General features: G+C 76.4%; 23 protein-coding genes. 14 read left to right on the top strand and 9 right to left on the bottom strand.

Annotation, left to right across the window (positions count from 1 at the left end; all coding sequences use genetic code 11):
* Window positions 1–21 precede the first annotated feature (21 nt).
* The 9 genes from speB to ABD160_RS21440 all read left to right on the top strand — a co-directional run bounded on the left by speB (window position 22) and on the right by ABD160_RS21440 (window position 9,601).
* Window positions 22–960: an agmatinase gene (speB, locus tag ABD160_RS21400; RefSeq protein ID WP_344025225.1), complete on the top strand. Its 939-nt coding sequence runs from the start codon at window positions 22–24 to the stop codon at window positions 958–960.
* 10 nt (window positions 961–970) lie between these two features.
* A complete protein-coding gene (locus ABD160_RS21405; protein WP_344025227.1) occupies window positions 971–2,392 on the top strand; it encodes a sodium:solute symporter family protein in 1,422 nt (473 codons plus the stop codon).
* A 101-nt stretch (window positions 2,393–2,493) separates the two neighbouring features.
* Window positions 2,494–3,489 (top strand): C40 family peptidase, encoded by a 996-nt coding sequence (locus ABD160_RS21410; RefSeq protein ID WP_344025229.1) that lies wholly within the window; start codon window positions 2,494–2,496, stop codon window positions 3,487–3,489.
* A gap of 82 nt (window positions 3,490–3,571) precedes the next feature.
* The gene (locus ABD160_RS21415; protein ID WP_344025231.1) at window positions 3,572–4,750 is read left to right on the top strand and encodes a precorrin-3B synthase; all 1,179 of its coding nucleotides are present in this window, start codon (window positions 3,572–3,574) and stop codon (window positions 4,748–4,750) included.
* Window positions 4,747–5,385 (top strand): precorrin-8X methylmutase, encoded by a 639-nt coding sequence (locus ABD160_RS21420; RefSeq protein ID WP_344025593.1) that lies wholly within the window; start codon window positions 4,747–4,749, stop codon window positions 5,383–5,385. The genes ABD160_RS21415 and ABD160_RS21420 overlap by 4 nt, the downstream gene beginning before the upstream one ends.
* The gene (locus ABD160_RS21425) at window positions 5,382–6,947 is read left to right on the top strand and encodes a precorrin-2 C(20)-methyltransferase (RefSeq protein WP_344025233.1); all 1,566 of its coding nucleotides are present in this window, start codon (window positions 5,382–5,384) and stop codon (window positions 6,945–6,947) included. Before ABD160_RS21420 ends, ABD160_RS21425 begins: the two co-directional genes overlap by 4 nt.
* Before the next feature lie 44 nt (window positions 6,948–6,991).
* On the top strand, window positions 6,992–7,465 hold the full coding sequence (locus ABD160_RS21430) for a GNAT family N-acetyltransferase (protein ID WP_344025235.1): 474 nt from the start codon (window positions 6,992–6,994) through the stop codon (window positions 7,463–7,465).
* Between the two features lie 25 nt (window positions 7,466–7,490).
* Window positions 7,491–8,585: an alanine racemase gene (locus tag ABD160_RS21435; RefSeq protein ID WP_344025237.1), complete on the top strand. Its 1,095-nt coding sequence runs from the start codon at window positions 7,491–7,493 to the stop codon at window positions 8,583–8,585.
* Window positions 8,585–9,601: an alcohol dehydrogenase catalytic domain-containing protein gene (locus ABD160_RS21440; protein WP_344025239.1), complete on the top strand. Its 1,017-nt coding sequence runs from the start codon at window positions 8,585–8,587 to the stop codon at window positions 9,599–9,601. The genes ABD160_RS21435 and ABD160_RS21440 overlap by 1 nt, the downstream gene beginning before the upstream one ends.
* Before the next feature lie 83 nt (window positions 9,602–9,684).
* Here ABD160_RS21440 and ABD160_RS21445 read toward each other — a convergent pair whose 3' ends face one another.
* From ABD160_RS21445 to ABD160_RS21460, 4 genes are read right to left on the bottom strand one after another with little or no spacing between them, the layout of a single operon-like run.
* Window positions 9,685–10,449 carry a cobalt-precorrin-6A reductase gene (locus ABD160_RS21445; RefSeq protein ID WP_344025241.1) on the bottom strand — a complete coding sequence of 255 codons (765 nt, stop codon included), beginning with the start codon at window positions 10,447–10,449 and terminating at the stop codon, window positions 9,685–9,687.
* Between the two features lie 26 nt (window positions 10,450–10,475).
* Entirely contained in the window at window positions 10,476–11,213 is a 738-nt protein-coding gene (locus ABD160_RS21450) for an ABC transporter ATP-binding protein (RefSeq protein WP_344025243.1), read from the bottom strand.
* Window positions 11,210–11,962, bottom strand: a complete 753-nt coding sequence (locus ABD160_RS21455; RefSeq protein ID WP_344025245.1) for an ABC transporter permease — start codon at window positions 11,960–11,962, stop codon at window positions 11,210–11,212. The genes ABD160_RS21450 and ABD160_RS21455 overlap by 4 nt, the downstream gene beginning before the upstream one ends.
* Complete coding sequence (locus tag ABD160_RS21460; RefSeq protein WP_344025247.1) at window positions 11,959–12,963, bottom strand: ABC transporter substrate-binding protein; 1,005 nt, start codon at window positions 12,961–12,963, stop codon at window positions 11,959–11,961. The genes ABD160_RS21455 and ABD160_RS21460 overlap by 4 nt, the downstream gene beginning before the upstream one ends.
* Before the next feature lie 191 nt (window positions 12,964–13,154).
* Between ABD160_RS21460 and ABD160_RS21465 the strand changes: the two genes are divergently transcribed.
* Window positions 13,155–13,889 (top strand): GAF domain-containing protein, encoded by a 735-nt coding sequence (locus tag ABD160_RS21465; protein ID WP_344025249.1) that lies wholly within the window; start codon window positions 13,155–13,157, stop codon window positions 13,887–13,889.
* A gap of 12 nt (window positions 13,890–13,901) precedes the next feature.
* Here ABD160_RS21465 and ABD160_RS21470 read toward each other — a convergent pair whose 3' ends face one another.
* Window positions 13,902–14,351 (bottom strand): hypothetical protein, encoded by a 450-nt coding sequence (locus tag ABD160_RS21470; protein WP_344025251.1) that lies wholly within the window; start codon window positions 14,349–14,351, stop codon window positions 13,902–13,904.
* 141 nt (window positions 14,352–14,492) lie between these two features.
* Between ABD160_RS21470 and ABD160_RS21475 the strand changes: the two genes are divergently transcribed.
* Window positions 14,493–16,190 carry a choline dehydrogenase gene (locus ABD160_RS21475; protein WP_344025253.1) on the top strand — a complete coding sequence of 566 codons (1,698 nt, stop codon included), beginning with the start codon at window positions 14,493–14,495 and terminating at the stop codon, window positions 16,188–16,190.
* 240 nt (window positions 16,191–16,430) lie between these two features.
* Here ABD160_RS21475 and ABD160_RS21480 read toward each other — a convergent pair whose 3' ends face one another.
* The gene (locus ABD160_RS21480; protein WP_085911435.1) at window positions 16,431–16,616 is read right to left on the bottom strand and encodes a DUF7455 domain-containing protein; all 186 of its coding nucleotides are present in this window, start codon (window positions 16,614–16,616) and stop codon (window positions 16,431–16,433) included.
* A gap of 367 nt (window positions 16,617–16,983) precedes the next feature.
* Here ABD160_RS21480 and ABD160_RS21485 point away from each other — a divergent pair, with 367 nt between their 5' ends.
* Window positions 16,984–17,850 (top strand): EamA family transporter, encoded by an 867-nt coding sequence (locus ABD160_RS21485; RefSeq protein WP_344025595.1) that lies wholly within the window; start codon window positions 16,984–16,986, stop codon window positions 17,848–17,850.
* 19 nt (window positions 17,851–17,869) lie between these two features.
* On the opposite strand, the gene ABD160_RS21490 is transcribed toward ABD160_RS21485, so the two are convergent.
* Window positions 17,870–19,594, bottom strand: coding sequence for a DEAD/DEAH box helicase (locus ABD160_RS21490; protein ID WP_344025259.1), 1,725 nt, complete (start codon window positions 19,592–19,594; stop codon window positions 17,870–17,872).
* A 154-nt stretch (window positions 19,595–19,748) separates the two neighbouring features.
* Window positions 19,749–20,381 carry a class I SAM-dependent methyltransferase gene (locus ABD160_RS21495; protein WP_344025261.1) on the bottom strand — a complete coding sequence of 211 codons (633 nt, stop codon included), beginning with the start codon at window positions 20,379–20,381 and terminating at the stop codon, window positions 19,749–19,751.
* 270 nt (window positions 20,382–20,651) lie between these two features.
* Here ABD160_RS21495 and ABD160_RS21500 point away from each other — a divergent pair, with 270 nt between their 5' ends.
* Together ABD160_RS21500 and ABD160_RS21505 are read left to right on the top strand one after the other, a co-directional pair.
* Window positions 20,652–22,598, top strand: coding sequence for a hypothetical protein (locus tag ABD160_RS21500; protein WP_344025264.1), 1,947 nt, complete (start codon window positions 20,652–20,654; stop codon window positions 22,596–22,598).
* Complete coding sequence (locus ABD160_RS21505) at window positions 22,598–23,434, top strand: alpha/beta fold hydrolase (RefSeq protein WP_344025269.1); 837 nt, start codon at window positions 22,598–22,600, stop codon at window positions 23,432–23,434. The genes ABD160_RS21500 and ABD160_RS21505 overlap by 1 nt, the downstream gene beginning before the upstream one ends.
* Here the strand turns inward: ABD160_RS21505 and ABD160_RS21510 are convergent.
* Entirely contained in the window at window positions 23,368–24,006 is a 639-nt protein-coding gene (locus ABD160_RS21510; RefSeq protein ID WP_344025271.1) for a Pr6Pr family membrane protein, read from the bottom strand. The genes ABD160_RS21505 and ABD160_RS21510 overlap by 67 nt on opposite strands.
* Window positions 24,007–24,099: the final 93 nt, after the last annotated feature.

Below are 24,099 nucleotides of genomic sequence, written 5' to 3' on the forward strand. Positions count from 1 at the left end.
TCGCGCCCAGAGGAGGAACCCATGCCGATCGGACCGGTCGACGCCGGCACCGTCCCCCGCTTCGCGGGCCCGCCCACGTTCGCCCGGCTGCCCCGGCTGGACGAGGTGGAGCACGCCGACGTGGCCGTGCTGGGGCTCCCGTTCGACGGCGGGGTGTCCTACCGGCCCGGCGCCCGGTTCGGCCCGGCGCACGTGCGGGCGTCGTCGAAGCTGCTGCGGCCCTACCACCCGCCGCTGGGGGTCTCCCCGTTCGGCGACCAGCAGGTGGCCGACGCCGGGGACCTGGGGATCGACCCGTTCGACATCGACCACGCGGTGCGCACCGTCGAGCAGGCCGCGGACCGGTTGCGGGCCGGCGGGACGACGCTGCTCGCGCTCGGCGGCGACCACACGCTCGCGCTGCCGCTGCTGCGCTCGGTGGCGCGCACCCACGGACCGGTCGCCGTCGTGCACTTCGACGCGCACCTCGACACCTGGGGCCCGTACTTCGGCGCGGACGTCACGCACGGCACCCCGTTCCGCAACGCCGCCGAGGAGGGCCTGCTCGATCCGCGGCGCTGCCTGCACGTCGGCATCCGGGGCCCGCTCTACTCCGAGCAGGACCTGACGAACGACGAGGTCCTCGGCTTCCAGGTGATCCACACCGACGCCTACCAGACCGAGGGTCTGCCCGCCGTCGTCGAGCGGATGCGGCGGCGGCTGGGCACCGGGCCGGTGTACGTGTCGGTCGACATCGATGTGCTGGACCCGGCGCACGCGCCCGGCACCGGCACCCCGGAGGCGGGCGGGCTGACCAGCCGCGAGCTGCTGCACACGCTGCGCGCGCTGGCCGGCACCGACGTCGTCGGCGCCGACGTCGTCGAGGTCGCCCCGGCCTACGACCACGCCGAGATCACCGGCATCGCCGCCGCCCACGTCGCCTACGAGCTGCTGTCCGTGCTCGCGGCCAACCGGACCTGAGGAGCACCCCGTGGATCTCGCCGTCGTCGTCGTCTACCTGGTCGCGATGATCGCCTTCGGTTTCTGGGGGCGGCACCGCACCCGGGACCGCAGCGACTTCCTGGTCGCCGGGCGCCGCCTCGGTCCGTGGCTGTACTCGGGCACGATGGCCGCCGTCGTGCTCGGCGGGGCGTCCACGATCGGCGGGGTCGGGCTCGGCTACGAGTACGGCATCTCCGGGATGTGGCTGGTCGTCGCGATCGGCACCGGCATCCTGGCGCTGTCGCTGCTGTTCGCCGGCCGGATCCAGCGGCTCGGGGTGTACACCGTCGGGCAGATGCTGGAGCTGCGCTACGGCACCGGGCTCGGCGCGCCGTCCGGCATCGTCATGTGGGCCTACACCCTGATGCTCGCGGTCACCTCGACGATCGCCTACGCGACGATCTTCGGGGTGCTGCTCGACATCGGCCGGGTCCCGGCGATCGTGCTCGGCGGCGCGGTGGTCGTCGTCTACTCGACGCTCGGCGGGATGTGGTCGGTGACGCTCACCGACTTCGTCCAGTTCCTGATCAAGACGGTCGGGATCTTCCTGGTGCTGCTCCCGATCGTGCTGTGGCGGGCGGGCGGCTGGGACGGGCTGGTCGCGGCCGTCCCGGCGGACGCGCTGTCGCTGACCTCGATCGGCGGCGGCACGATCCTCACCTACTTCGTCACCTACGGCTTCGGCCTGCTGATCGGGCAGGACATCTGGCAGCGGGTGTTCACCGCCCGCTCCCCCGGCGTCGCCCGCTGGGCCGGGGTCGGCGCCGGGCTGTACTGCCTGGCCTACGGCGTCGCCGGCGCGCTGATCGGGACCGCCGCGCAGGTGATCGTGCCCGGCCTCGCCGAGCGGGACGACGCGTTCGCCGCGATCGTGTCCGAGGCGATGCCGCCGGTCGCCGCCGGGCTCGTCCTCGCCGCCGCGCTGGCCGCGGTGATGTCGACCTCCAGCGGCGCGCTGCTGGCAACCGCGACGGTGTTCAACCAGGACCTGATGTCCCGGTTCCGGCGGGCCCCCGCCGCCGACGACGAGCTGTCCGGCAACCGGTGGGCGGTCGCCGGGTTCGGCCTCATCATGATCGTGATCTCGTCGCTGCTGCAGGACGTCGTCGCCGCGCTGACCCTGGCCTACGGGATCCTGGTGGGCGGGCTGCTGGTGCCCATCCTGGGCGGTCTGTTCTGGCGGCGCGCCACCCGGGCCGGGGCGCTCGCCGCGATGGGCGTCGGCACCGTCGCCACCCTCGGCACCATGCTCGTGCTCGGCGACCTCTACGCGAACGAACCGGTGTTCGCCGGGATCGGCTCCGGGCTGGTGGTGTTCGTGGTGGTGTCGCTGCTGACCACCCCGACCGGTGACGACGTCCGCGCCGAGTGGGACCGGCGCAGCGGCCGGGCGGGCTCCGCCGCCCGCTGACCCCGGACGGGGGACGGCCCCGGTGCGCCTGCTTGCCCGGACCGCTCCCCCGGTCGACGCTCTCCCGGCACGACCCACACCGGACCGGCGGGAGAGCCACCGTGACCCGACGCATCCTCACCGTGCTGCTCGGCACGGTGCTGGTCACGGCGCTCACCCTGCCCGCGGCGCACGCGACGGCGGTGCAGGACCCGCTCGCCGAGCGGGCGTACGTCGGCGTCTCGGTCGCCACCGTGTGGACCTCCCCCACCAGCCCGCGCGCGCTGGACCGCTCCGCCGTCGCCGCGCCCGCCGATCCGGCGGGCTGGCTCGGTGCGATGACGGCGGCCGACCGGCGCGAGCTGACAACCGCGTCCCGCACCCAGACCCAGGTCCTCTACGGCGCCCCGGTGCAGGTGCTGGAGCGCCGGGACGACTGGACCCGGGTCGCGGTCCCCGGCCAGCCCAGCGCGAAGGACGACCGCGGCTACCCCGGCTGGATCCCGTCCGCCCAGCTGACCACCGGTGTCGCGTTCGCCGGGCTCACCGCGGCGCTGCCCGCGGGCACCGTCGACGGGGTCGCCACCACCTGGCTCTACGCCGAGGAGACGCGCACCGAGCGGCTCCGCGAGATCAGCGCGGGCACCCGGCTGCCGGTGCTCTCCGGCGACTCCGGCGGCGTGCAGGTGTCGCTGCCCGACGGCGGCACCGCCTGGATCGACGCGGCGCACCTGCGGATCGGCGGGCCGGAACCGGCGACCGGGGAGGACCTGGTCGGCACCGCCCGGCTGTTCCTGGACCGGCCCTACCTGTGGGGCGGCCGCTCCGGGTTCGCGCCGGACTGCTCCGGGCTGACCGGGCTGGTGCACGAGCTGCACGGGATCACGATCGGCCGGGACGCGTCCGACCAGGCGACCGGCGGCCGGGCCGTCGCGAAGGACGACCTGCGGCCCGGCGACCTGCTGTTCTGGAACTCGCCCGCCACGCACGTCGCGATCTACGCCGGCGACGGGCAGATGATCGAGGCGTTCGACGCGTCCACCCCGGTGCGGGTCACCCCGGTCCGGTTCGACGACAGCTACGCCGGGGCACGCCGGCACCTGCCCGACCCGGCCTGACCTGGTCCGCGCCCAGCGTGTGACCGATGCCGCCGCCCCGCGCGGGCGCCCCGCGGGTCCCGGTGTGCCTACAGTGACCGGCGTGCCGACGACCGCCCGTACCCGCGCCGACGCCTGCCCGGGCGTCGTGTCGCCGCATCTCGCGGCGGACGGCGCGCTGGCCAGGGTCCGGCTGCCCGGCGGGGTGGTCCCCGCGCCGGCGCTGCGCGCGGTCGGGGCGCTCGCCGCCCGGGCCGGTGACGGATCGGTGCACCTCACCTCCCGCGGGAACCTGCAGCTGCGCGGCCTCGATCCGGCCGATCCGCGGCCGGTCCGGGAGCTCGCCGAGGCCGGGCTGCTGCCCTCGACCACCCACGAGCGGGTCCGGAACATCCTGGCCTCCCCGCTGTCCGGGATCACCGGCGGACTCGCCGACGTGCGCGGGCTGGCCGCCGCGCTGGACCGCGGGCTGTGCGCCCGGCCGGGGCTCGCCCGGCTGTCCGGCCGGTTCCTGTTCGCCCTCGACGACGGCCGCGGCGACGTCGCCGGGGAGCGTCCCGACCTGTGCTGGCGGGCGACCTCCCCGGACGACGGCGAGCTCGTCGTCGCCGGGACCGGGACCGGCCTGGTCAGCCCCCGGGCCGGCGCCCCCGCCCTGCTGCTGGACGCCGCGCAGGCGTTCCTGACCCTGGACACCGGCACCTGGCGCACCGCCGAGCTCGACGACGCCCCCGACCGGATCGCCGCGCTGCTGGGAACCGGCGGCCGAGCCTTGCGAGACGGCTCCGGCGACGACCATCTCGCAACGCTCGACGGCGCGCCGCCCGGCGTCGGGGACCTCGGCGGCGGCGCGGTGGGGGCGGCCCCGGTGCTCGGGGAGCTGTCCGCCGGGCAGCTGGAGGTGCTCGCCGGCACCGCACCGGAGCTGGTGGTGACGCCGTGGCGGACGCTGGTCCTCCCCCGCCCGGTGCCCGGCGCCGCCGCCCGGCTGGGCGCGGCCGGGCTGGTGACCGATCCGGACCATCCCGCGCTGCGGGTCAGCGCCTGCGCCGGCACCCCCGGCTGCGCGAAGTCGCTCGCCGACGTCCGGGGCGACGCCCGGGCGCTGATCCGGCGCGGCCCCGGGCGGCCGGTGCACGTCGTCGGCTGCGCCCGGCGCTGCGGCGCCCCGCACACCCCGCACGCCGACGCCGTCGCCACCGGGCCCGGCGCCTACCTGATCGACGGCGCGCCCGGCGCGCTCACCGCCCCACCGCACGACCGACCGAGGAGCACCCGCTGAGCGGCCACGACTACATCACCGACGGCGCCGAGATCTACCGGCGCTCGTTCGCGACGATCCGCGCCGAGGCGGACCTGACCGGCCTGCCACCGGGGATGGCCGACGTCGCGGTGCGGATGATCCACGCCTGCGGCCAGGTCGACCTGACCGCCGACATCGCCGCCTCGGACGGCCTGGTCGACGCCGCCCGGCGGGCGCTGAAGGGGGGCGCGCCGATCCTGTGCGACGCGATGATGGTCGCCTCCGGGGTGACCGCGGCCCGGCTCCCGGCCGGCAACGAGGTGCTCTGCCTGCTCCGCGACCCGCGCGTGCCGGAGCTGGCGCAGCGGATCGGCAACACCCGCTCGGCGGCCGCGCTGGAGCTGCTCGCCGACCGGTTCGACGGTGCCGTGGTCGCCGTCGGCAACGCCCCGACCGCGCTGTTCCACCTGCTCGACCTGATCGACCGGGGCGCGCCGCGACCGGCCGCCGTGCTCGGCATCCCGGTCGGGTTCATCGGCGCCGCCGAGTCCAAGCAGGCCCTCGCCGCCCGCACCGACCTGGAGCACCTGGTGGTGCACGGCCGCCGCGGCGGCTCGGCGATCACCGCCGCCGCGCTGAACGCGCTGGCCCACGAGCAGGAGATCATCGCGTGAGCAGCGCCCTCCCCGCCGGGACCCTCTACGGCGTCGGCCTCGGCCCCGGCGATCCCGAGCTGACCACGATCAAGGCGGCCCGCCTGGTCCGCGACGCCGACGTGATCGCCTACCACTCCGCCCGGCACGGCCGGTCCATCGCGCGCCGGATCGCCGAGCCGCACCTGTCCGGCACCGCGATCGAGGAGGCGCTGGTCTACCCGGTCACCACCGAGACCACCGACCATCCCGGCGGCTACCAGGGCGCCATCGACGAGTTCTACACCGAGGCCGCCGCGCGGCTCGCCGCGCACCTCGACGCCGGGCGCGACGTCGTCCTGCTCGCCGAGGGCGATCCGCTCTTCTACGGCTCCTACATGCACATGCACAAGCGGCTCGCCGGCCGCTACCGCACCGAGGTGGTGCCCGGCGTCACCTCGATCAGCGGGGCCGCCGCCGCGCTCGGCCGCCCGCTCGTCGAGCGGGACGAGGTGCTCACCGTGCTGCCCGGCACGCTGCCCCGCGACGAGCTGGCCCGCCGGCTCGCCGACACCGACTCGGCCGCCGTGATGAAGCTCGGCCGGACCTTCGGCACCGTGCGCGATGCGCTCGCCGACGCCGGGAAGCTGGACCGCGCGCACTACGTGGAGCGGGCCACCATGGAGGGCCAGCGCACCGGCGCCGTCGGCGACGTCGACGCCGGCGGGGTGCCCTACTTCGCCATCGCGCTGGTGCCCGGCGACATCGCCTCGTCGGTGCCCGACCAGGAGAACGACGACCACCGGGTCGCCCCCGATCCGGCCGATCCGGCGTCGGTGCGCGGGCCGGGCGAGGTCGTCGTCGTCGGGACCGGGCCCGCCGGGCGGGACTGGCTGACCCCGCAGGTCGCGGCCGCGCTGTCGGTCGCCGACGATCTCGTCGGGTACGGGCCCTACCTGGACCGGGTGCCGCCCAACCCGCGGCAGAACCGGTACCCGTCGGACAACCGGGTGGAGTCCGAGCGGGCCGCGCACGCGCTGGACCTGGCCGCGTCCGGGCGGCGGGTCGCGGTCGTCTCGGCCGGCGACCCGGGCGTGTTCGCGATGGCCGCCGCGGTGCTGGAGGTCGCGTCCGGGCCGAAGTACCGCGACGTGCCGGTCCGGGTGCTGCCCGGGCTGTCCGCGGCGCAGGCGGTGTCCGCGGCGGTCGGCGCCCCGCTCGGGCACGACCACGCGATGATCTCGCTGTCCGACCGGCTCAAGCCGTGGGACGTGGTCGCCGCCCGGCTGCGCGCCGCGGCCTCCGCGGACCTGGCGATCGCGATCTACAACCCGCGGTCGAAGGCCCGGCCGTGGCAGGTCGGCGCGGCCCGCGAGGTGCTGCTGGAGCACCGCTCCCCGGACACCCCGGTGGTGCTCGGCCGCGACGTCGGCGGCGCCGGGCAGCGGATCACCGTCACCACGCTCGGGGAGCTGGACCCGGAGCTGGTGGACATGCGCACCCTGGTGATCGTCGGCTCGTCGACCACCCGGGTCGTCGACCGCGACGGCGGCCCGGTCGTCTTCACCCCCCGGCACTACGAGACCGGGACGACCACCGGCTGAGCCGCTACCGTCACCGCCGACGGCAGGCGGGGAGGGCTCGGGCGATGACGACGACGGTGCACCGCCTGTGCCCTGACGACTGGGCGCTGGCCCGGGAGGTCCGGCTCGCCTCGGTCCGGGAGTCGTTCGGACCCGACAGCGACTTCCTGCACGAGCAGGCCGGCCTGGACGAGGCCGCCTGGCGGGGCGTGCTCACCCGGCACGCGCGGTTCGTCGCGCACCGGGACGGGCGGCCCGCCGGGACGGCCTGCTGGCGCCCCTCCGCCGCCGACGACGAGGGATACCTCTACGGCATGTGGGTCGCCGCGGAGGCCCGCGGGACCGGGGTGGCCGGTGCGCTGGTCGACGCCGTGGTGACGGTCTCCCTCGAGCAGGGCCGGTCCCGGCTGACGCTGAAGGTGGAGCCGGGCAACGCCCGCGCGCTGGCCTTCTACGCGAAGACCGGCTTCCGGACGGTCCCCGGCGACGACGGCCCGGCCGCGCTGATGCTGATGACCCGGGACCTGCGCCCGGGGTGAGCCGCCCGATGCGACGATCACCGCGATGCGCACCGAGGATCTCGACACCCCGTTCCTCGCCGTCGACGCCGGCGTGCTGGAACGCAACCTGACCGACGGCGCGGACCGGGCCCGCCGGCGCGGCCTCGCCTGGCGGCCGCACGCCAAGACGCACAAGAGCGTCGCGGTGGCCCGCCGCCAGCTCGCGCACGGCGCGGCCGGCCTGACCCTGGCGACGGTCGCCGAGGCCGAGGTGTTCGCCGCCGCCGGCGTCGACGATCTGTTCCTCGCCTACCCGGTGTGGGCGGCGGGCGGCCGGGCGGACCGGTTGCGCGCGCTGGCCGGGCGGGTCCGGCTGCGGATCGGCGTCGACTCGGTCGCCGGCGCGGACCGGCTGGCCGCGGCCCTGCGCGGGGCGCCGGCGCAGGTGCTGGTGGAGGTCGACTCCGGGCACCACCGGACCGGGGTCGACCCCGGCGACGCGGGCGGCCTCGCCGCGCGGGCCCGGGCCGCCGGGCTGGCGGTGGCCGGGGTGTTCACCTTCCCCGGGCACGCCTACGCCCCCGGCGCCCGCGCCGCCGCGGCCGCCGACGAGGTCGCCGCGCTGTCCGCGGCCGCCGCCGGGCTGGCCGCCGCCGGGATCGAGCCGCTGGTCCGCAGCGGCGGGTCCAGCCCGACCGAGGACCTCTCCCCCGATCTCCCCGACCGGTGGGCGCCGACCGAGTCCCGGCCCGGGGTGTCGGTGTTCGGCGACGCCCAGCAGGTCGAGCTGGACGCGGCCGGGTTCGACCGGTGCGCGCTGACCGCCGTCGCCACCGTGGTGCACGCCCGCCCCGGGCACGCCGTGCTGGACGCGGGCAGCAAGACCCTCGGCGCCGACCGGGCACCGTGGGCCTCCGGGTACGGGCGGCTGCCCGGGCACCCGGACGCCCGGGTCACCGCGCTGTCCGAGCACCACGCCACCGTCGCGTTCGGCGACGAGCCGGTCCCGGAACCGGGCAGCCGCGTGCGGGTGGTCCCCAACCACGTGTGCTCGGCGGTGAACCTGGCCGACCACCTGGTCGTCCTCAGCGGCGACGGGGCGGGCGGGGACACCGTCGTCGACCGCTGGCCGGTCGACGCGCGCGGGGCGAACACCTGATGCGGGCGGTCCGGGTCACCGCCTTCGGCGCCACGCCGGAGCTCGTCGAGCTGCCCGATCCGGTGCCCGCACCGGACGGTGCCGTCGTCCGGGTGGAGGCGACCGGGCTGTGCGCCAGCGACCGGTTCGCCTGGCTCGGCCACGACGACGGCGTCCCGCTGCCGTTCGTGCCCGGCCACGAGCTCGCCGGCCGGGTGGTGGCGACCGGGCGGGACGTGCGCCGGGTGCGGATCGGCGACCGGGTCACGACCCCGTTCGTGTGCGGCTGCGGGACCTGCGCGCAGTGCCGGGCCGGTCGGTCCCAGGTCTGCCCGCACCAGCAGCAGCCCGGCTTCACCCACGACGGCGCGTTCGCCGAGCTGGTCGCGCTGCGGCACGCCGACCACAATCTGGTGCCGCTGCCGGACGGGACCGACGCCGCCGGAGCCGCGCTCCTCGGCTGCCGGGTCGCCACCGCCAACCGGGCGCTCACCGGGCGCGGCGGGATCGTCCCCGGCGACACGGTGCTGGTGATCGGCGCGGGCGGGGTCGGGCTGGCCGCGGTGCTGGTGGCCGGGACGCTGGGCGCCGACGTGGTGGTCGCCGATCCAGCACCGGCGGCGCGGGCCAGGGCGGAACGGCTGGGCGCGGTCGCGACGCTCGATCCGGCGGCCGGCCCGGACCGGGTGCGTGAGCTGATCGGCGACGGCGGCGCCCGGGTCGCCGTGGAGGCCGCCGGGCGGGCCGAGGCGCTGGCCCTCGGGATCCGGGCGCTGCGCCCGCAGGGTGTGCTGGTGCAGGTCGGGCTGCTGAGCGGGGACCCGGCCGTCCCGGTCCCCGAGATGATCGCCAAGGAGCTGGTGCTGACCGGCAGCCACGGGATGGCCGCCGCCGACTACCCGGCGCTGATGGAGCTGGTCGCCACCGGGCGGCTCGATCCGGCCCGGCTGGTCACCCACCGGATCCCGCTGGCCGCCGCCCCGGCGGCGCTGGCCGCGCAGCCGGAGCCGGGCTCGCTCACCGTCGTCGTGGCGTGATCACCGGTTGTGGAGCGCGGCGGCCGCCGGGTGGGTGCGGCGCTCCACGACCGGTGATCAGCAAGGTCGATCAGCAGGGGAGATCAGCAGGGGAGCCGGGCGAGGGCCGCGGCGACCGTGTCCGCCACCGGCACCCCGGGCGGCACCCCGGGCCGGTCCACCACGACGACGCCGATCCCGCGCTCGCGCGCGGCCACCAGCTTCGCCGCGGTGGCGTCCCCGCCGGAGTCCTTGGTCACCAGCACGTGCGGGCGCACCCGGTCCAGCAGCGCCCGCTCGGCGTCGAGGGTGAACGGGCCGCGGTCGAGCAGCAGCGTGTGCCGTTCAGGGAGCGGCCCGTCCGGCGGGTCGACGGCCCGGATCCAGAACTCGGCGTCGACACCGGCGAACTCGGCCAACCCGCCGCGCCCGGTGGTGAGCAGCACCCGCCCGCGCTCCCCGGGCGGCAGGGCGGGCAGCGCGGGCAGGACCGCGGCGGCGGCCGCGGCGACCGAGCCGACCCGGTGCCAGCGGTCCCCCGGGACCGGCGTCCAGCCGGGCCGGCGCAGCACCACCAGCGGGGTCCCGGTGGCGGTGCAGGCGGCGGCGGCGTTGGCGGTCATCGTCGCGGCGAACGGGTGCGTGGCGTCGAGCACCGCGGACACCCGCTCGGCGTGCAGGAAGCGGGCGAGCCCGCCGGGTCCGCCGAAGCCGCCGATCCGCACCTCGCCGTCGGGCAGCCGGGGGCTGCGCACCGCCCCGGCCAGCGAGGAGATCACCCGGACGCCGCCCCGGGCGGCCAGCTCCGCCGCGGCCGCCCGGCCCTCGGTGGTGCCGCCGAGGACGAGCACCGTGCGCGGACCGGTCACGGCGCCCAGGCTAGGCGGCGGCGCGCTCAGGAGTGCAGGACGTCCAGCAGCTCGGCCTCCACGGCGGCGATCCGCGGATCGGTGAGCATCGCGCGGGTGCGCGGGCGGGGCAGGTCCACCGGCACCACCCGGCGGACGGCGGCCGGGCGCGGTGAGAACACCACGACCCGGTCGGAGAGGAAGGCGGCCTCCCGCACGTCGTGCGTGATCAGCAGGGTGGTCCAGCCGTAGCGCCCGCGCATCGCGTCCAGCCACTCCTGCATGCCGGTGCGGGTGAGCGCGTCCAGCGCGCCGAACGGCTCGTCGAGCAGCAGCACCTCGCGCCCGCCGACGACGGTGCGCAGCAGCGCCGCGCGCTGCCGCATCCCGCCGGAGAGCTCGCCCGGCCGGGACTGCTCGAACCCGGCCAGGCCGAACGGCTCGAACAGCTCCCCGGCCCGCGCCCTGGCCTCGCGGCGGGACACCCCGGCGACCTCCAGGCCGAGCGTGGTGTTGTCGAGCACGGTCCGCCACGGGAACAGCAGGTCCTGCTGCGGCATGTAGCCGAACGGCGCCCCGCGCACCGGGCCGCCGTCCACCGTGATCGTGCCGGTCGTCGTCGCGCCGTCCAGGATCCCGGTCAGCGCCCCGAACAGGGTGGACTTGCCGCAGCCGGACGGGCCGACCACCGAGACGAACTCGCCGGCCGCGACGTCCAGCGAGACGTCGGACAGCACCGGCCGATCGCCGTAGGACACCGACAGGTCCCGCACCGACACCTTCACCGGTGGTCCCCCCGGTACCACGGCGTGACCAGGCGCTGCACCAGGTAGGTCAGGCCGAACAGGGTCACCGACAGCGCGGCCGTCACGGCGACCGCGGCCAGCACCAGGTCGGTGCGGAACTGGTTGCGCTGCAGCTGCATGAAGATCCCCAGCCCGGCCCGGGCGCCGACGTACTCGGCGAAGATCGCGCCGGTCACGGCGTAGGTGATGGCGATCCGCAGCGAGGTGAAGAACGACGGCATCGCCCCGGGCAGCCGGACGTACCGGAACCGCTGCCAGCGGCCCGCGCCCATGCTGCGCAGCAGCGCCGTCGCCGACCGGTCGGTGGCCGCGAAGCCCTCGATCAGGCCGACCGTCACCGGGAAGAACGTCACCAGCGCGATGACCAGCACCTTCGGCAGCAGCCCGAAGCCGAACCAGATGATCAGCAACGGGGCGATCGCGATCACCGGCAGGGTCTGCGAGGCGACCAGCAGCGGGGTCAGCGCGCGGCGCAGCCACGGCGAGAAGTCCACCGCCACCGCGACCGACCAGGCCACCACCAGCGACACCGCGAAGCCGATCGCCGTCACCTGGACCGTCGGCAGGGTGTTCGCCCACAGCGCGTCGCGGAACGCCCAGCCCTGTTCGAGCACCCGGGCCGGCGAGGGCAGCACCTGTGGGGCGACGCCGGACACGGTCACCGCGACCTGCCAGGCCGCCAGCAGCAGCCCGACGACCAGCAGGGCCGGCCCGAGCCTGCGGATCACGGCGTCAGGTAGTCGTTGGTGAACCAGGTGGCGAAGTCCGGCAGCTCGGTGACCGGTGCGCCGTCCGGGCCGGTGACCGAGCCGGTGGAGTACAGGAAGCCGGAGAACCCGGACCAGCGCTCGGCCGTCTGGAAGCCGACCCGGCCCTGCTCGTCGCGCAGGAAGCGCTCGGCGAGCATCGCGGCGCCGCGGTCGACCAGCTCGTCGGAGGTGAAGGCACCCGGGTTGGCCTCCTTCAGCATCCGGGCCGCCCCGGCCGGGTCGTCGGCGGCGAGCCGGTAGCCGCGCTGCACCGCGCCGACGAACGCGCGGGCCCGCTCCGGGTCCTCCGCGAGCCGGGTGGAGTTGCCGATGAGCAGCACGTTGTAGGCGTCCGGGAAGCCGTAGTCGGTGTAGCGGAACGTCCGGATCGGCTCGCCGCGCAGCTCGGCCTCGATGCCCTCGACGTTGACGAACGGCTCGGTGAAGTCGGCCCGTCCGGCGTAGAGCGCCTCGTAGGCGGCGGTGTTGAGCACCTCGGTGGTGAACTCGCCGCGGCCGCCGTCGGCCCGGATGACGGCCTGCATCTTCGGGATCTCGCCCGGCCCGCCGAACCCGGCGTAGACCTTGCCGTCGAGGTCGCGCGGGGAGCGGATGTCGTCGCGGTCGGCGCGCACCGCGACCTCGGTGGCCCAGTGCTGCAGGATCGCCATCACCGAGGTGATGTCGGCGCCGGCGGCCCTGGAGAAGGTGAACGAGTCCTGGAAGCTGATGCCGAAGTCGGCGGCGCCGGTGCCGACCAGGGTGTCCGGCGAGGTGGCGTTCCAGGGCAGGAACTCCACGTCCAGGCCGGCCTCGTCGAAGTAGCCCGCCTGCTGGGCGACGAACAGCCCGAGGTGGTTGGTGTTGGGTGTCCAGTCCAGCGCCACCCGCACCGGCCCGGACGCCGGGGCGCCGCCGGAGCAGCCGGTGAGGACGAGCAGCAGCAGTGCCCCGAACAGGGACAGCACACGAGCGCGCACGGGGGCGGCCTCCCTACGCCGGTGTCAACCGGATCAGGTTCGAACGGTCGGCGGCCGGTCCTGCCGCCCTCTCAGCCTCGGTGCGCGGGCTCCCGCGGTACGTCCGGACGATATCCCAGCCGCGCCACCGCCCGGCGCCGTCACCCGGTCGATATCCTCGGGCCGACCACGGCGGTACACGGAAGGACGAGATGGCGGCCTCGCTCTGGCCCCCGGGCGCTCCCGGGCGGCCCGCACCCGATCCCGGCCCGGCGCTCGTGCGGGTGGCGCTGCAGGCCGGCGCGACCTCCGTCGCACACGTCGACGTCGCGGCGATGCTGTCCGGGATCTGCGTGGCGCTGGTGCCCGCGGCCGGGGTCGCCGGCGCGGTGCTGGTCCTGCACGAGCCGGCCGACCCGCGCGATCCGGAGCGGCGGCGGGTGTTCGGCTCGGACACCGCGGCCACCCGGATCGGCCAGCTGCAGGCCCGTTCCGGCGCCGGTCCCGCGCTGCGCACCGCGCACGACGGCCGGGTGCTGGTCACGCCCGATCTCGCCCGGGCCGATCCGCCGGGCCTGGCCGCGGTCGCGGCCGGCTGCGGGCTGGTGCGGTCGCTGACCGTGCCGGTGCTCGTCGGCGCGCACGCCGCGGGTGCGCTGCAGCTGCTCGACCGCCGGGACTCCGCGGCCCGGCCGGCCGATCGGCTCGCCGGCGCGCTGCAGGTGGTGACGACGGCACTCGCCGCCCGGATCCGCGACGTCCGCGAGCTGGCCCGGCTGGAGCAGCGCGCCGCCGCCCCGCGCGGCACCGGCCCCCGGCCGTCGTCCGGTGAGCGACCCCCGGACCGCACGGCGCTGATTCCGGCCGCCCGCCGCCCCGGGGTACCGCCCGCCGGGCCGCGGGTCCCCGCCCAGCGGCGGGCCCGGCACCGGCGCGACGACGCCTGAGCGGCGGCCGGGTCAGCGCTCCGAGGGCGCGTGATCGGCCTCGGCGGCGGCGCGCAGCGCCTGCAGCTGGACGTGCTCCTGCAGGTAGGCCGACACCCGCTGCCTGCTGACCCCGAACAACCGGCCGATGCCGGCGATCGTCTCCCCCTCGGCGTGCAGGGCGACCGCCTCCTCACGACGGAAGCGTCCCCCTATCGCGCCGAGACCGTCCAACGCTCGGGTGACGGTCTCGACGATCAACGGCCGCTCCTCGCGCGGTACGATCTCCCTCCAACCGAGGCCTCGGGCACGCAGTTCCTGCAGTTCGCGGACCCGTCGTCGGGCGAACTCCAGATCGGCGACGGAGGCGTCGAGTTGGGCGCCCAGCGCGGCCAGCGCCCTGTCCGCGTCGTCGGCGCTCTCAGCGTTGCCGGCACTGCCGGCGCCGCCAGGGTCGTCAGCGTTGTCCCCCGCCGTGGTCACACGAGTGAGGGTACGGGCCGGTGAGCCCGGCCCGGGGGCACGGCGTACCGTGAGAGCCCGCAAGGGGGGTTGCTCACTCGAATGGGTCAATCCGTGCAGGTGAGTGCCAACAGTGCCAACTTCGGAAACGGGAGAATCGGTATGGCGCGGTACGACGTCGTCATCGTCGGCGGTGGGTCGGCCGGTGCCGTGCTCGCCCATCGCCTGAGCGAGGATCCGTCGCGCACGGTGCTGATGCTGGAGGCCGGTCAGCCCGACCACCGCTGGGACCCGGTCATCCGGATGCCCGCGGCGCTCTCCCACGCCTGGGGCAACCCGCGGTACGACTGGTGCTACACCTCCGAGCCGGAGCCCGGCCTCGCCGGGCGCCGGGTCGCCGTCCCCCGGGGCAAGGTGCTCGGCGGGAGCAGCAGCATCAACGGGATGGTCTACCAGCGCGGCAACCCGGGCGACTACGACCGCTGGGCGACCGGTCCGGGCCTGCAGGAGTGGAGCTCGGCGCACTGCCTGCCGTACTACCGGCGGCTGGAGCGCAGGCTCTCCGAGCACCGCATCGCGCTCGACGCCGACGGGTCGGGTCCGCAGATCCTGGAGCGCGCCCCCGCCGCGGGCCCGCTGAACGACGCGTTCCTGATCGCCGCGGGCCAGGCCGGGCACGCGGTCGTCGACAACGTCAACGGGCCGCGCCAGGAGGGCTTCTCCCGGACCGAGCGGACCATCTTCCGCGGCCGCCGGTACTCCGCGACCGACGCCTACCTGCACCCGGTGTCGGCGTCCCGGCCGAACCTGCAGGTCCGGACCGGCGTGAACGTCCGCCAGCTGCGGTTCGGCCACACCGGCACCCGGGTGATCGGGGTCCGGTACCGGGCCGGCGACGGCACCTTCCGCGACGTCGACGCCGGGGACACGATCCTCGCCGCCGGCGCGATCGCGACCCCGCAGCTGCTGCAGGTGTCCGGCGTCGGTGACCCGGAGCACCTGGCGTCGATCGGGGTGGACGTGCGCGCCGAGCTGCCCGGTGTCGGCGCCGACCTGCAGGACCATCTCGCGATCCACCTGCAGCACGCCTGCGTCCGCCCGGTCTCGCTGGCGACCCACCGGCGGGTGCACAAGCTCCCCGGTGCCGCGGCCCGCTGGCTCGTCTCCGGCACCGGCATCGGCGCGAGCAACCACTTCGAGATCGGCGGCTTCGCCTCGACCTCGCTGGCCGGCGGCATCCCGGACGTGATGATCCTGTTCGCGCCGGTCGCGATGCGGTTCGCGCCGGACGTGCGGCCCGCCGGGCACGGCTACGAGATGCACGTGAGCGTGATGACGTCGGACGCCCGCGGGACCGTCCGCGCCACCTCCCGCGACATCGGCGTGCCGCCCGAGATCCGGCTGAACTACCTCGGCAGCGAGCGGGACCGCAGGCGCTGGGTGGAGGCCATCCAGATCGCCCGGACGCTGCTGGACCAGCCCGCGTTCGCCGGGCTGGACGGCGGCGAGACCTTCCCCGGGCCGAGCGTCCGCACCCCGGAGCAGGTGCTCGACTGGATCGGCCGCCGGGCCCAGAACGGGCTGCACCCGACCAGCACCTGCCGGATGGGGACCGACCGGGGCGCGGTCGTCGATCCGGCCACGATGCGGGTGCACGGGGTCGACGGGCTGCGGGTGGTCGACGCCTCGGTGTTCCCGGACGTCCCGAACTCCAACACCTACGGGCCGGTCGTGATGGTCGCGGAGCGGGCCGCGGACCTGATCCTCGGCAACACGCCGCTGCCGCCCGACCCGAAGCCGGCCGCGACGGCGTCGCGCAACGGCAACCACGTCGTCACCGGGCGGCTCGTCGAGGCCTGAGCAGCAGCACCGTCCACGACGCCGCCGGGGCCCATCGGGTCCCGGCGGCGTTTCGTCGTCCAGCACCCGGCATCGGGCCCGGGCCGGGGTGACCCCCTCGGGACCGGCGCCGCGGACCGCTCAGCGCATCTCAGGCGCCGGAACGGGGCATCGCACACGCGAGCGGGGCGGGGATCCTGGTCGGATCCCCGCCCCGCTCGGTCGAGTCTGATGGGCGCGACGAGTCACGCCCGCGGGCAATCACTCCCCGCCCTGCACCTCCACACCGGACTCACGCAGCTTCTCGGCGTGTGCACGGCCGTGGTGGTTGCAGAAGAGGAGCTCCCCACCGGAGGGAAGGATCGCGCGAACCTTCGCCGCCGCACCGCAACGGTCACAGCGGTCGGTGAGGGTCAGTTCGGGCCGGGTCAGCGTTTCGGGCTGCATAGCGGTCTCCCTCCGTCGCGGCGGTGGGCCTCGGGCGACCCTCCGCCGTATCACTGTGACGACCGCACCAGGCGGGTCGCCCACACTAAAGCAGACGCTCGAAGCCCCTGCACGTGTTCCCGGGGCGAGTCGCGACGCCCGTCACGTCCGGACCGGGTCCGGATCGAGCAGGTGACGCCGCGATGTACCCGCGGTGACCGATTGCGTATGAAGTTGACTGCGTGTGAATCATGCGGGGACGGGAGCCACCCGTGCAAGCGGGCGTCGGTAAACAGGGTGTGTCGGGGGCTACCGTGCTCCGGTGAGTGCACGACCGTTCGGCGAACGCGTACCCGCCCCGCTGCTGTTCCTCGCCGGCGGCACGTCGATGTACGTCGGCGCGGCGCTCGCCGTCGGCCTGTTCGACCGGCTGGCGCCGTCCGCGGTCGCCGAGCTGCGGCTGATCGGCGCGGCACTGGTCCTGCTCGCCTGGCGGCGCCCCGGGCGCGCCGCCTGGCGGGGCGTCCGGCTGCTGCGCGCCGGGCTGTTCGGCCTGGCCACGGCCCTGATGAACGTCGCGTACTACGAGGCGATCGCCCGGCTCCCGCTGGGCACCACGGTGGCCATCGAGTTCACCGGGCCGGTGCTGGTCGCCGCGCTGGCGTCGCGCCGCCTGCGCGACTTCGGCGCCGTCGGGCTGGCCGCCGCCGGGGTGCTGCTGATCGCCGACGTCCGGTGGTCCGGCAGCCCGGCCGGCGTGCTGTGGGCGCTCGCCGCCGCGGCCATGTGGGCCGCCTACATCCTGCTCGGCAAGCGGGTCGCCCGGGCCGGGACCGGGATCGACGATCTCGCCACCGGCTTCACCGTGGCCGCGGTCGTGCTGCTGCCGCTGCTGCTGGTCGGCCCCGACGGATCCGCCGGTGTGGCGAATCTCGCACCGCTGCTGGACCCGGGTGTGCTCGCCCTGTCCGTCGGGCTGGGTGTGCTGTCGTCGGTGGTGCCCTACGTCCTGGACCAGGTCGTGCTCCGCCGGGTCGGGCAGGCCCGGTTCGCGGTGCTGCTGGCGCTGCTCCCGGCGACGGCGACCGGGATCGGGGTGGTCATGCTCGGGCAGCTGCCGGGCGGGCTGGAGGCGGTGGGCATCCTGCTGGTGGTGCTCGCCGTCGCGCTCCGGTCCCGGGACGGCGACGAGCCCGCCCCCGGCGACGTCGGCAGCGGCGGGGCGCTCCCGGAACGGCCCGGACGCGCTCCCTGATCCGCTCCCCCGCCGGCCGTCAGCGCCAGGAGCGCAGGGTCGCGATCCGCTCCTCGAGCTGCTCGATGGTGGCCATCGCCACCGGCGGCCCGCCGCAGTGCGCCCGCAGCTCGTTGTGGATCTTCCCGTGCGGCTTGCGGGTCTTGTGGTTGTGCAGCGCGACCAGCGTGTTCAGCTCCTTGCGCAGGGTCTGCAGCCGTTCCCGGACGCTCTGCCCGCGCTGCGCCTGCGGGGGCGGCGGCGGCTCGGTCGCCGGGGTCGCCCGGGCCTGGGCGCCGGTGCGCGGCGACCCCTTCTTGATCCAGTCCGCCTGCCGCTGGGACAGCAGCGTCCGCACCTGGTCGGGCTCCAGCAGCCCGGGCAGGCCGAGGTAGTCCTCCTCGTCGGCGGAGTAGGTCGCCCCCTCGTAGATCAGCTGGTCCAGCTCGGCGTCCGCGCCGAGCGAGGTGAACGCCTTGTCGTCGTCGGGCTCGTCGCGCTGCTTGTTCGCCTCGTTCAGCTCGGCGTCGTTCCAGATCTCCTCCGGACGCTGCGGCTTCCCGATGACGTGGTCGCGCTGCGCCTCCAGCTCGCTGGCCAGGCCGAGCAGCACCGGCACGCTCGGGACGAACACCGACGCCGTCTCCCCCGGCCGCCGCGACCGCACGAAGCGGCCGATCGCCTGGGCGAAGAACAGCGGCGTGGACGCCGAGGTCGCGTAGACCCCGACCGCGAGGCGCGGCACGTCGACGCCCTCGGACACCATCCGGACGGCGACCATCCAGCGTTCCTGCGAGCGGGCGAACTCGGCGATCCGGTCCGAGGCGCCCGCCTCGTCGGACAGCACCACGGCGGGCTGGTCGCCGGTGATCCGGCGCAGCAGCCCGGCGTAGGCGCGCGCCGTCGCCTGGTCGGAGGCGATGACCAGGCCGCCCGCGTCGGGCATGCCGCCGTCGCGGTGGCTCTGCAGCCGCCGGTCGGCGGCGGCGAGCACCGACGGCATCCAGTCGCCCGCCGGGTCCAGCGCGGTCCGCCACGCCATCGCGGTCTGCTCGCGGGTGAGCGGCTCGCCGAGCCGGGCGGAGATCTCCTCGCCGGCGCTGGTGCGCCAGTTCGAGGTGCCCGAGTAGGCGAGGAACACCACCGGCCGGACGACGTTGTCGGCGAGCGCCTCGGCGTAGCCGTACTGGTGGTCGGCCCGGCTGCGGGGCGCGCCGTCGGAGTCGGGCACGTACTCGACGAACGGGATCGGGTTGTCGTCGGAGCGGAACGGGGTACCGGTCAGCGCCAGCCTGCGGGTGGCCGGCTCGAACGCCTCGTAGACGGCGTCGCCCCAGCTGCGGGCGTCGCCGGCGTGGTGGATCTCGTCGAGGATCACCAGCATCCGGCGGTTCTCGGTGCGGTTGCGGTGCAGCATCGGGTGCGCGGCGACGCCGGCGTAGGTCACGGCGATGCCGTGGTAGTCCCGCGAGGTGCCGCCCGCGGAGTTGCGGAACTCCGGGTCGATCGCGATGCCCGCGGCGACCGCCGCCTCGGCCCACTGGAACTTCAGGTGCTCGGTCGGGGTGACGACCGTCACCGCGTCGATCACCCGGTCGCGCAGCAGCTCGGAGGCGACCCGCAGCGCGAACGTCGTCTTGCCGGCGCCGGGCGTCGCGACCGCGAGGAAGTCCTGCGGCGAGGTGGCGAGGTAGCGGGCGAGCGCGCTGCGTTGCCATGCCCGCAGCGGGCGGGTCTCCGGCGACACGAGCTGGGTCTCCGACACACGTCTCCCCTGGTCCGTGGGTCGTTCCCGGGCGGGAACCTGCGAACTCCCGCGGGCGTCTCGGTCGGCGGCGACCCGGCCGCGGGGCGCCGATCAGGGTAGCCCGGCGCCCGCCCGCCGATCCGGGGTGGGCGCTGCCCGCCGTCGGTCCAGGTCAGGGGTGGCGGGGCAGGCGGGCGGTCAGGACGAAGGCGGGCGGCAGGTTCGCCCACACCGTCGGGCCGCAGGTGACGTCGGCGAACGCGGCGGCCAGCTGGCGGCGCAGCCGGCGGGCCGGCGGCAGCGAGCGGGTGCAGGTGTAACCGAACTGGGTGAGCACGCCGTGCGGGTGCAGCGAGCCGGCGAGCACCGCGGACAGCGTCCGGCCGGTCGCCGGGTGGGCGGCCCAGGGCAGCCCGGAGACGACGACGTCGGCCCGGCCGAGCCCGCGCTCGGCCAGCAGTGCGGGCAGCGCGAGCGCGTCGGCGACGGCGACGTCGAGCCCGGGATGGGCGCGCTCCAGGAGCCCGGCCAGCCGCGGGTTCAGCTCGACCGCCAGGTGGTGCCCGCGCCCGCCGAGCCGCTCGGCGATCGCCCCGGTGAAGGCGCCGGTGCCGGGCCCCAGCTCGACGACGACCGGTTCGCCGGTGCCGGGCACCGGTCCGCTCGCCGCGGCGGCCAGCGGGCGGGAGCTGGGCAGCAGCGACGCGGTGTGCAGCGGGTCGCGCAGGAACTCCCGCAGGAACGCGCCGGGCCGGGCGGTACGCGGACCGGTCGGCGGCGCGGGCGCCGGGGACGGTGTCGGCATCGGGGCTCCCGGGGTGCGGGTCGGGGTGGGCCGGGTTGGGGCTCGGGCGGGGTGGGCCGGTTACGGCTCGGGTGGGGTGGGCCGGGTTGCCAGGCGGGCGGGCGGGCCGGGTTACGGGGCGGGCCGGGTTACGGGGCAGGCGGGGCGGGCCGGGTTACGGGGCAGGCGGGGCGGGGCGGGTTGCGGGCCCACCCTGCCGGGCCGGCCTGACCGGGCGACGGACGCGGGGTGAACGCGCCCCGACGGCCGGTAGTGGGGATGATGGAGCCGATGACGACGGGTGAGGGACGCGCGGACGGTGCCGGCGGGCCGGCAGCGGGTGGACCGCTGGCGCTGCCCGCCGCCGGGCTGCGGCTGGCGGCGGCGCTGACCGCGCGGCCGTCGCTGCTGCTGCGCCGCGGCGCCGGCTGGGTGATCGAGCTCGGCCGGGTCGGGATCGGGATGTCCGGCTCCCCGCCCGGCGACGGTGTGCCCGGAGACGGTGTGCCCGGTGACCGGGCCGGTGATCCGGTCCGCCGCCGGCTGGCGCAGCTGCAGCAGGTCACAGCCGACGCGCTGTCCGGGCTCCTCGACGACGCCGCCGCCGACGGGTCCCCGCTGCCCGCCGCCGACGCGGCCCGGCTGCGCGCGCTGCTGCTCGGCACCGGGACCCCGGCGGGCCCGGCCGGCCCGGTCGGCAGTGCCGATCCCGAGGCCGATCCCGAGGCCGATCCCGAGGCCGATCCCGAGGCCGATCACGATCACGAGCCCGGGCCCGACTCCTCCGAGCCCGGACCCGACGCTTCACGGCCCGACGCCACCGGACCCGCCGCCGCAGGGCCCGACGCCACCGGACCCGCCGCCTCAGGGCCCGACGCCACCGGACCCGACGATTCAGGCCCCGATGCCTCCGGTCCCGACCCGGACGCTCCCGGCCCCGGCGCGGCCGGGCGGGTGTTCACCGCCCCCGAACCCGGCGGCCCGGACGTGCCGTTCGACACCGGTGCCCGGGACGCCCGCGGCGGCCCGGTCGTCGGCCGGGACGTCGCCGCCACCCCCGGCGCCGTCGTGCTGCGCACCCCGGTGTTCGAGCTCCTGCAGTACCTGCCGGTCACCGAACGGGTGCACGACGCGCCGGTGCTGGTCGTGCCGCCGCTCGTCCACCGGTACTGGCTGGCCGATCTCGCCCCCGGCTTCTCGCTCGTCGAGCACCTGGTCGGGCGCGGGCTGCAGGTGTTCGCGCTGTCCTGGCGCCCGGCCGGACCGGCCGACGCGGGCCGGGACCTCGACGCGCACGCCGCCGCCGTCCTGGACGCCCTGGAGGCGTGCACCCGGATCGCCCGCGCACCCCGGGTCTCGCTGCTCGGCGTCCGCACCGGCGGGCTGCTGGCCGCGGCCGTGCAGGCGCACCAGGCCGCGATCGGCCTGGACGACCGGGTCGCCGGCGTCGGTTACCTGGCGACCGTGCTCGACCAGTCGGACGCGCTGCCGGGGTTCCGGCCGGATCCCGCGGTCACCCGGGCCGCAGCCGAGCGGGCCGCCCGGGACGGGGTGCTGGACGGCCCCACCGCCGTCGCCGCCTGGGCGTGGCGGCGCGGGCCGGACCGGGTGCTGCCGTGGGCGGTCCCGGACGCGACCGGCGGGGCGGCCCCCGGCCGCGCGGCCCGAGCGATGCGGGCCTGGGCCGCCGATCTGCTGCCGCTGCCCGCGGCCCTGCACACCGATCTCGCGGCGCTCGCCGACTCCGCCTTCGACGCGGACGACGACGGCGGCGGCAGTGGCGGCGGCGGGGTCAGGGTGCTGGGCACCCCGGTCCGTCCCGCCGAGCTCCGCCGCGACGGCTACCTGGTGGCGGCCGCCGACGATCCGGTCCAGCCGTGGACCGGCGGCCACCGCACGGCCCGCATGCTGGGCGGGTCCTGCCGCCTGGTGCTCGCGCCCGGCGACCAGGCGGGCGCGCTGATCGCCCCGCCCCGGCCCGGCGCCTCGTTCCGGGCGGCGAGCTGCGGGACCGGCGACGGCGACCCGCAGTCCTGGCTGGCCGCCGCGAGCCGGATCGAGGGCTCCTGGTGGGACGACCTGGCCGGCTGGCTCGCCGAGCGGTCCGGCGCGCTGCGGGACGCGCCGCCCGAGCTGGGCGGGCGCAGGCTCCGGCCGCTGTTCCCGGCGCCGGGCACCTATCTGACGGGTCACTCTCACACCGTCGGTGGCGCCGCCAAGGCTTACGCTCGCCCGTGATGTCCGGATCAGCTCCCCGCCCCGCGCCGCTCGAGGAACACGACGTCCTCGTCGGCGGTCGTTCACTGCGCGTCGTGCGCCGGCCCGCGTCCGGCCCCGGGGCGCGGCGCACCCCGCTGCTGCTGTGCAACGGGATCGGCGCCGCCACCGACGTCCTCGATCCGCTGGTCGCCGCGCTGCCCGCGGACCTGGACATCATCCGGTTCGATCCGCCCGGGATCGGCGGCTCGCCCGCCCCCCGGATGCCGTACCACCTGTCGTGGATGGCGCACCGGGTCGGCCAGGTGCTGACGAAGCTGGGCATCGGCGAGGCCGACGTGCTCGGCTTCTCCTGGGGCGGGATGCTCGCCCAGCAGCTCGCGATCAGCCGCCGCCGGCGGGTCCGGAAGCTCGTGCTGGTCGCGACCGGCCCCGGCGCGCTGATGGTGCCCGCGTCACCCCGGGTGATGGCGGTGCTGACCTCGCCGAAACGCCACCAGGACCCGTCCTACGTCGACGCGGTGGCCTCGAAGATCTACGGCGGGTCGCTGCGGCACCACCCGGAACGCGCCGCCGAGGCGCTCGGGTCGGGCTCCCGGCGGGGCCCGCTGCGCGGGTACTACTACCAGCTGCTCGCGCTGTCCGGCTGGACCAGCCTGCCGCTGCTGCCCGCGATCACCGCGGACACCCTGATCATCGCCGGCGACGACGACCCGATCGTGCCGCGCGGCAACGCCACGATGCTCAGCCGCGGGATCCGCCGGTCCCGGGTGCACCGCTATCCCGGCGGTCACCTGGAGATGCTGCTGGACCCGGAGCCGTTCGCCGCGGAGATCGACCGCTTCCTGTCGTCCTGACCGCGCGGCCCGAGCGCGACGACGAGCAGGCCGAGCACCAGGAAGCCGACGCCCAGCCCGACGACGTTCAGGACCAGCCCGGTCGAGCCGAGCACGCGGACGTCGAGGAAGTAGTAGGGGGCGCCGTCCAGCACCAGCTGCACCAGCGCCAGGTACCCGGCCGGGTACAGCAGCCACGGCAGCGGATGCCACCAGCGCGCCCCGGGCCGGTCCCGGCCGGTCAGCAGCCAGTCGGCGAGCGCCAGCGCCGGGACGACCAGGTGCAGCAGCACGTTCGCCGGGGTGAACCCCGTGCTCCGGTCGATGAGGAACACCAGCCACACCAGACCGGCGCCGAGCAGGTACAGCACGACGGCGCCGCGCAGCCCGGGGCGGGCGTCGAGCCTGCGGGTCAGCAGCGTGCCGGCGTAGAACACGGCGGCGAGCACGTTGGCCTGGTAGGTGAACGTCGTCAGCCGCCAGCCGACGCCCGAGCGGGAGGTCAGCTCGACCGCGACCAGCGCGGCCACGACACACAGCACGATCGCGGCGCGCAGCAGCACCGCGAGCGCCGGACGGGGTGGGACGGTCACGCCCGGTCAACTCCCGGGACCGGCCGGCGGGTTCCCGGCGCGGGATGGCTGCGGCGGTGATCACGGATCGGGCACCGGAACGCCCGGCGGGCG

The organism is Pseudonocardia kongjuensis (assembly GCF_039526905.1).
GTDB lineage: Bacteria > Actinomycetota > Actinomycetes > Mycobacteriales > Pseudonocardiaceae > Pseudonocardia > Pseudonocardia kongjuensis.